This window comes from Bradyrhizobium sp. th-b2 (assembly GCF_000426785.1).
GTDB classification, from domain to species: Bacteria; Pseudomonadota; Alphaproteobacteria; order Rhizobiales; family Xanthobacteraceae; genus Bradyrhizobium; species Bradyrhizobium septentrionale.
In genome coordinates, this window is record NZ_AUGA01000155.1 from 1 (window position 1) to 6,085 (window position 6,085).

General features: G+C 60.3%; 8 protein-coding genes and 3 pseudogenes. 4 read left to right on the forward strand and 7 right to left on the reverse strand.

Going from position 1 to position 6,085, the window contains the following annotated elements:
• Positions 1 to 148: 148 nt before the first annotated feature.
• Positions 149 to 494 (forward strand): annotated as a pseudogene (locus K359_RS56145) (transposase); the annotation flags it as partial.
• A gap of 231 nt (positions 495 to 725) precedes the next feature.
• Positions 726 to 905 carry a hypothetical protein gene (locus tag K359_RS60445; RefSeq protein WP_084518833.1) on the forward strand — a complete coding sequence of 60 codons (180 nt, stop codon included), beginning with the start codon at positions 726 to 728 and terminating at the stop codon, positions 903 to 905.
• Between the two features lie 91 nt (positions 906 to 996).
• Here the strand turns inward: K359_RS60445 and K359_RS56150 are convergent, their stop codons facing one another.
• The 5 genes and pseudogenes from K359_RS56150 to K359_RS65445 all read right to left on the reverse strand — a co-directional run.
• Entirely contained in the window at positions 997 to 1,719 is a 723-nt protein-coding gene (locus K359_RS56150) for a 4'-phosphopantetheinyl transferase superfamily protein (RefSeq protein WP_035978412.1), read from the reverse strand.
• 434 nt (positions 1,720 to 2,153) lie between these two features.
• On the reverse strand, positions 2,154 to 2,546 hold the full coding sequence (locus tag K359_RS66580) for an SDR family oxidoreductase (protein ID WP_156929098.1): 393 nt from the start codon (positions 2,544 to 2,546) through the stop codon (positions 2,154 to 2,156).
• Positions 2,503 to 2,838 (reverse strand): SDR family oxidoreductase, encoded by a 336-nt coding sequence (locus K359_RS66020; protein ID WP_051346824.1) that lies wholly within the window; start codon positions 2,836 to 2,838, stop codon positions 2,503 to 2,505. Before K359_RS66020 ends, K359_RS66580 begins: the two co-directional genes overlap by 44 nt.
• A 44-nt stretch (positions 2,839 to 2,882) precedes the next feature.
• The gene (locus tag K359_RS66025; RefSeq protein WP_029085075.1) at positions 2,883 to 3,275 is read right to left on the reverse strand and encodes an SDR family oxidoreductase; all 393 of its coding nucleotides are present in this window, start codon (positions 3,273 to 3,275) and stop codon (positions 2,883 to 2,885) included.
• 67 nt (positions 3,276 to 3,342) lie between these two features.
• Positions 3,343 to 3,514, reverse strand: a pseudogene (locus K359_RS65445) (IS6 family transposase); the annotation flags it as partial.
• A gap of 38 nt (positions 3,515 to 3,552) precedes the next feature.
• Between K359_RS65445 and K359_RS56160 the strand changes: the two are divergent.
• Positions 3,553 to 4,686 (forward strand): annotated as a pseudogene (locus K359_RS56160) (IS3 family transposase).
• A 462-nt stretch (positions 4,687 to 5,148) separates the two neighbouring features.
• Here the strand turns inward: K359_RS56160 and K359_RS56165 are convergent.
• Positions 5,149 to 5,415: a hypothetical protein gene (locus K359_RS56165; RefSeq protein ID WP_063619006.1), complete on the reverse strand. Its 267-nt coding sequence runs from the start codon at positions 5,413 to 5,415 to the stop codon at positions 5,149 to 5,151.
• A gap of 170 nt (positions 5,416 to 5,585) precedes the next feature.
• Between K359_RS56165 and K359_RS0146335 the strand changes: the two genes are divergently transcribed.
• Positions 5,586 to 5,810 (forward strand): hypothetical protein, encoded by a 225-nt coding sequence (locus tag K359_RS0146335; RefSeq protein WP_029085076.1) that lies wholly within the window; start codon positions 5,586 to 5,588, stop codon positions 5,808 to 5,810.
• Here the strand turns inward: K359_RS0146335 and K359_RS0146340 are convergent.
• Positions 5,807 to 6,085: hypothetical protein (locus tag K359_RS0146340; protein WP_029085077.1), on the reverse strand; the 279-nt coding region annotated here is incomplete at its 5' end. The two genes, K359_RS0146335 and K359_RS0146340, sit on opposite strands and share 4 nt — an antisense overlap.

Genomic DNA, 6,085 nt, shown 5'->3' on the forward strand with positions numbered 1-6,085 from the left:
GGCTTCCAGTCGTGTGGCATGAGGACAGCACGGACCAGCCGGTCTTCGAGAATCTCGACCATACTGTTCGCCGTCAGCGCATGTGAGACAAATTGAAGGATTTTGCGGAGGGAGGATTTCTGGTTCATCGTAGCCAACAGGAGCGCAGATGGAGCAGAAATCCGGACTGGGCAAAGCGCCGGCAGAACAAGTGCTAAAGGACATTCGGCGCCAGACGCGCCGGCAGTATTCGACGGAAGAGAAGATCCGTATCCGTGCTGGAAGGACTGCGGGGCGAGGAGAATATCTCCGAGCTCTGCCGGCGCGAGGGCATTGCCGCCTCGATGTATTACGGCTGGTCCAAGGAGTTCCTCGAGGCCAGCAAGCGCCTCCTGGCGGGCGATACGGCGCGAGCTGCGACCTCCGGCGAGGTGAAGGATCTCCGCCGGGAGGCCGCCGCCCTGAAGGAGGCCGTAGCCGATCTGACCCTGGAAAACCGTCTGCTCAAAAAACGTATGGCCCCGCCCCGTCTGCAAGGGGTCTGATTCGGTTAAAGGAGATCGTGGTCGACTGGGCTGCCCTGGTCACCAATATCAAGCCGAAAAGCGAACATCCGACTTTTCGCGTGCGCCTGGCGCTCGGCTTTACCACCTCATTAAGCTGCAATGCGACATCATAATGCATTCACGCATCTGTCACGGACTCGGCTTATGGCTTCAACATCGTCAAATGACCGAGGATTAATCATGAGCCCTTTGTCAGACATGCTGCGAAACCTGCGGTGGGATGACTACCGTTACTATCACCGGAGCAGAATTAATCAGATGCTGCATTTGATCAGCGCTTTCATCTTCCTCGGTTGCTACGCGCTCTTGTTCAAGGACCCGGCAATGGCCGGCCTCGTTGGCTGGGCTCTCATCCTGTGATGAGGATTGGCTCGGACCGCCCGAGCAACCCTCGGACGCGCAGCGTAGGGCGAGCCACCTCATCGGCGGAGGCGGACATGCGGGCTTACGCTCATTCGGGTGAGCGTACTTGACAAACAGATAGGGTCACCGGACAAGATGCTGGCTTTCGGACCGCGAGGGCCAGCACATGCTGCGGACTCGGCCGCTGCTCGATGAACTGCCATTGAGTCGCATCATCGGCCTCGCCCTGGCTAAACGAGATGGAAGCCGGATTCAGCGAGAAGGAAAAACTGTCGAGTGGGCGACTCAATCCCTCGCCGGTCGCCTTGATGAAAGCCTCCTTCAGGGTCCAGAGACGGAAGAAGCATTCGGCTTGCTCGTCTGGCGGTGCGCCGCGCAAAATGGCGACCTCCGACGGGCTGAAATAGCGTTCGGCGATATCGAGGCTCGCCCGGCTCGGCGTGAGCGTCTCAACGTCGATCCCGACGTCGACGCCCACGCTGACCGCACAGGCAACGAAGCCCCTGGTATGCGACAGATTGAACCGAAGTTCGGACCGGCCGAGGGCCCGATCGATCTGGGGCTTGCCATGCTCTTCGACGATGAAACGCCAGTTCGCGGGCGGCAAGTTGCCTACCGATGCAAGCGCGCTACGAACCAGCCAATGTGCTGCGACGTATGTCGATCGATCGTCCTGGACATAGAACTTGTCCGCCTGTGCCTGCTCAGAAGGGTCCAGACAAGCACGCCATTGCTTAACAGCTGCGGCCGAAGGAGAGCCCAGCCTCATCCACCACACCGCGACTTCGGTCGATCTCGAGGTGCAGATCATTACTTCACCTGACGCGAGTGGGACCGGCCCGCCACGATCACGCCGCACTTCCGGCCGCAGGCGTCTGGAGGTGCCCGCCGTTCAAGTGCGAATCCCGGCAACCGGTCAGATACGTCGATAACAGCAAAACGTCATTTTCGGAAATCCGGTCAAGCCCGAATGCCGAGCCAGGAGAAACTGTCGTATTGGCGGCTCAATGGAAGGATCTGACCCGAGGAAGAAATTCATTGTCGATGAAATGCGATACGCAGGTTGAGAGCAAACCTCGATCGATTGACGGACACGAGATATCACTGCCAAAGAGGCCGGTCAACGTATTCTGGCAGCTGATGGTGACCGGAAGATCCGCACCTTGGGGGTATTCCTCCGAGCAACGGCGCGATCCAAAAAAGGCCGCGCTCGTCGGCTCAGCCTCGGCATGACGGACAATGGCGTCACACCACGTTGCGAAAGGGACAACTGAAACTGATACCCGTAGCTACCGAGCACCTCGAGGATCTCGATCCAGCGACAGACGCGCCGTTGGCAAGTGGAATGTCTGTCCGGACAAACGCTGCCAAGCGACAGGTGACGATGGCTTTGCTCGCATAGTCGACGGGAATAACGTTCACCGGGCCGTCGAACTGCGGCGCGAACCCCGTTTCGATGCAAGCTTTGAGCAGTAACCACAGGAAATCATGCCTCTGGCAGGCACCGCTGTGGCTGTCCCCCAGATGCGCCTGGCCGAAAGATGTCAACCGAAATGCCTCTGCGGCGCGCCTCGATCGCCAACTGCTCAGCGACCTACTTGCTCTGTGTGTAACCCAGTGACAATCCCTCGGGGTCATCCGGGAGATCTTCCTCGCGGAGTTCTCGCCCCGCCACCGCTTCGCGCGACGAGAATACGTGCAGGGTGGACACGAGATGCACCCGCTTCACGCACCCGCGGCTGGCAAGCCGGAGGAGTTCCTGCATGCCGAGGACATTGGCGGCCTTGAGCCCCTCATACGGCCAGATAGAATTTACCGTCGAACCGCAGTGACAGATGCTATCGACCGTATCCGTCAGCATTTCGAAGTCGGCACTGGAGAGGCCCAGTAGCGGCCGCGCCGTATCCCCGGCCAGAGGCACCACCCGCACTGCGAACTGTCCCTCCGCAATGTGGAGGGATGTGAGATTGCCGCTCAGCCGGACGAGGGCCTTCTACCATCACCGGCGCGCACCAAGCAATAGATTTTCGCGTCGGTCTGGCCAAGGAGTTCGCGGAGTAGAAAGGCCCCGAGAAATCCGCTGGCGCCAGTGAGCAAGATGGCACGCGGCGACGTCGACGGCCGGGATGAGACGGACAAGGCGCGTCTGATGGAAGACTCGAGTACTGCCTCGGCGCGAAAATCGGCCTGCGGCATCGTGTCGATCGAGCCGGTCCGCTTCTTCGTCTCGATCACGTGACTCACCCGGGCAACGGTCGGCCTCTCGAACAGCGTGCGTAGCGGCACGTCCACATGCAGCGCCTCAGGCAGCCGATAGATGAGCTGGGTGGTGGAATGTCCTCCGAGGTCGAAGAAGCTGTCGTTCATCCCCACCCGGTCCACCCACGGTCCACCCCGAGGACTTCAGCCCAGATGTCGGCGAGGCATCGTCAACTTAATCGACCGCCGAGCTGAAGGAGGCGATTCTCAAAGGTTCGAGATTCTGCGATAGCGCTTGTCGTGGAGATCTCGCGCCAAGTCGCAAAGGCTCGTTCGCGTGAAGCACGACGGAAGTCGGCAGTGACGGCTCCGGGATAGGGGATGTGGAAAGGGTTCGCATCCTGATTGAACCTCCTCCGAACGAGTGGACACCTGTAGTAGGCTTATTGAGCCAGGAGGTGTCGAATGGAGGACCCAACGTCGGTCGTTTACCGAGGAGTACAAGCGGCAGGCAGCTGAGCTTGTGGTGTCGAGTGGCCGGTCGATCACGGCCGTTGGCAAGGAACTCGGTTTGCGCGACTCGGTGCTGCGGCGCTGGGTTGAGAAGCTCCGGCGGACCAGGCTGCCGAGATCGCCCGTTTGCGTGAGGAAAACGAGCGGCTGCGCATGGAGCGGGACATTTTTAGAAAAGTCGATCGCGATCTTTGCCGGAACACGGCCATGAGTTTCCGCTTCATCGAGGACCATCGCGATACCTACCCGGTGCGGCTGATGTGCGCCGTGCTCGAGGTCTCGCCGGCCGGCTATTATGCCTGGCGCGAGCGTCCGGAGAGCACACGTACGGCCACCAATGCCGCGCTTCTGGCTGATATCCGACAGGTCCACCAGGATAGCGGCGGGCGCTATGGCAGCCCACGGGTCCACGCCGTACTGCGGATGCGGGGACGTGGCGCCAGCCGTGGCCGGATCGAACGCCTGATGCATCGGCACGGTGTCCGCGCCATCATGGCTCCGCCGCGCCGGGTTCGGACCACCGACAGCCGTCATGGCTTGCCGATCGCGCCGAACCTCGTCGATCGCAACTTTACCGCCGCAGCGTCGAACCGGATCTGGCTCGCCGATATCACCTACATTCCGACTGCTGAGGGTTGGCTGTATCTGGCGGCCATCATCGACCTCTTCAGCCGCAAGATCGTCGGCTGGGCGATGCGCGATCACATGCAGGTCGACCTCGCCTCGTCGGCATTGACGATACATCCAGCAGCAGAAGCCGAAGGCTGGATTGATCCATCACTCCGATCGCGGCGTGCAATACGCCTCGCACGACTATCGCGCCGCCTTGTCGGCGGCCGGGATCGTCGGATCAATGAGCCGCAAAGCCAACTGCTACGACAGTGCCCCAATGGAGAGCTTCTTCCATACCCTGAAGACCGAGCTCGTTCACCATCGTCAATACAAGACCAGAGCTGAGGCCCAGCGCGATATCTTCGCCTACATCGAGGGCTTCTACAATCGAACCCGTCTCCATTCCGCCATCGGCTATATCGCGCCGATCGACATGGAGCTAAAAGCAGCTTAACCCTGTCTACTTATTTGGGGGAAGATCACCGGACGATCTAATCCAATCTGCCAGGTGAGCGGTCACTTGATACTCGCGCGCTTTGCGCAATATCGCGTCGCGCTTTGCGCATGCCGGCATTTGGTCAGCGCGGCTCCTTAAGCGCGCCGCCTCTTCCAACAGGCGGTCAGTAAGGGGCTTTGTTAGCTTGAAAAGCCTCCGGTGTTTGGTCATGCACTTTCTCCCCGGATGTGTACCTTAGACCATGCGATCTCTGAGCCGAGAGAAACCTATGCTGGGTCGCTGGCAACACGATACGCGGGCGGGTTGGAGCGGACCGCCCGCGCTAGTTCTGACTTTGACGTTAGTGTCCCGCGACATCGGGGCCAAGCAACCAAGCCCAGCAACTAGCGTGCCAAACAATCGCACGCGGCCCGAAAAGGCTCTGGTCAGCCGTGCCTTGAGGATTGGGGCGGCTCGATCCTAGCCGGTATCAGGACGCCACGTCCGCGAGATCAGCGGATCAATCCGATCATCGTATATGGTCACAAGCTCGCCGGCTCTTATGCCAAGGCCCTTCAAGTCGGCTTCGCGGAGTTCGGAATTCGAGATCGCTGCTTCGCCCGCGCTGGCCGCCAATGAAGCCTTTACTGCTTCTGCCGCATCGGCGATTGCGACCGCATAGGTTACATATCGAAGCTTGCCGTCGTCTTGGGGGACGCCGATCGTAACCATCCATCCTGCTGCCATCAGTCCTCCGATATTCAAGACAGGCGGTTACTCTACGCATTCACCCCTAGCAGCCACCTCCCAATAATGGCAGGATTGCAAATCCGTGGCGGCCCAGTCCGCAAGATCACGGGACCCTCTTCCATGCGTAGCGCGAGCTGCGCTGGACTGCGACTTGGAGGAAAGCCGCAGTGGCGAGCAAGTTTGAGCGGATCGACACTGTCGCGCGGCCGGCCATCCTGCCATGCCTCCGCCGTGTGCAGGCGTGGCGCAGAGCGCGGCTCCAGCGCCTCCTATCTGATCCCAACATCGCACAGAATGACCCGGGAAGGCTCAAGTCTATCAAAGCGGCACAGCACTACATGGCCGTCTCCGTGCGCGCCAAAGCCATCCTCGCCGGGATCATCGATCGCTAGGGGACGCCGGGGGCAGCGCAGCAAATAGCCAAATCAAGCATCGGGCCGTAGAGCCTGCCAGCTCCGATCAATAGTTCTTCCGCGACAATTTCGATAGCGCGCCAGCTTTCCGCCACGAGCGTCTTTGCTTTCGCCTCATAGTGCTCGCGCGGCTCCGGCAATTGCGTCATTGCGCTGGTGATGTTGGCTTCGTCATCGCCAGCACAAAGCAGCCGGCCGGTGAAGCGAGCTTCCGCGAATGGCCCTGCCATCGTGATCAAGATTTCAGTCTTGGG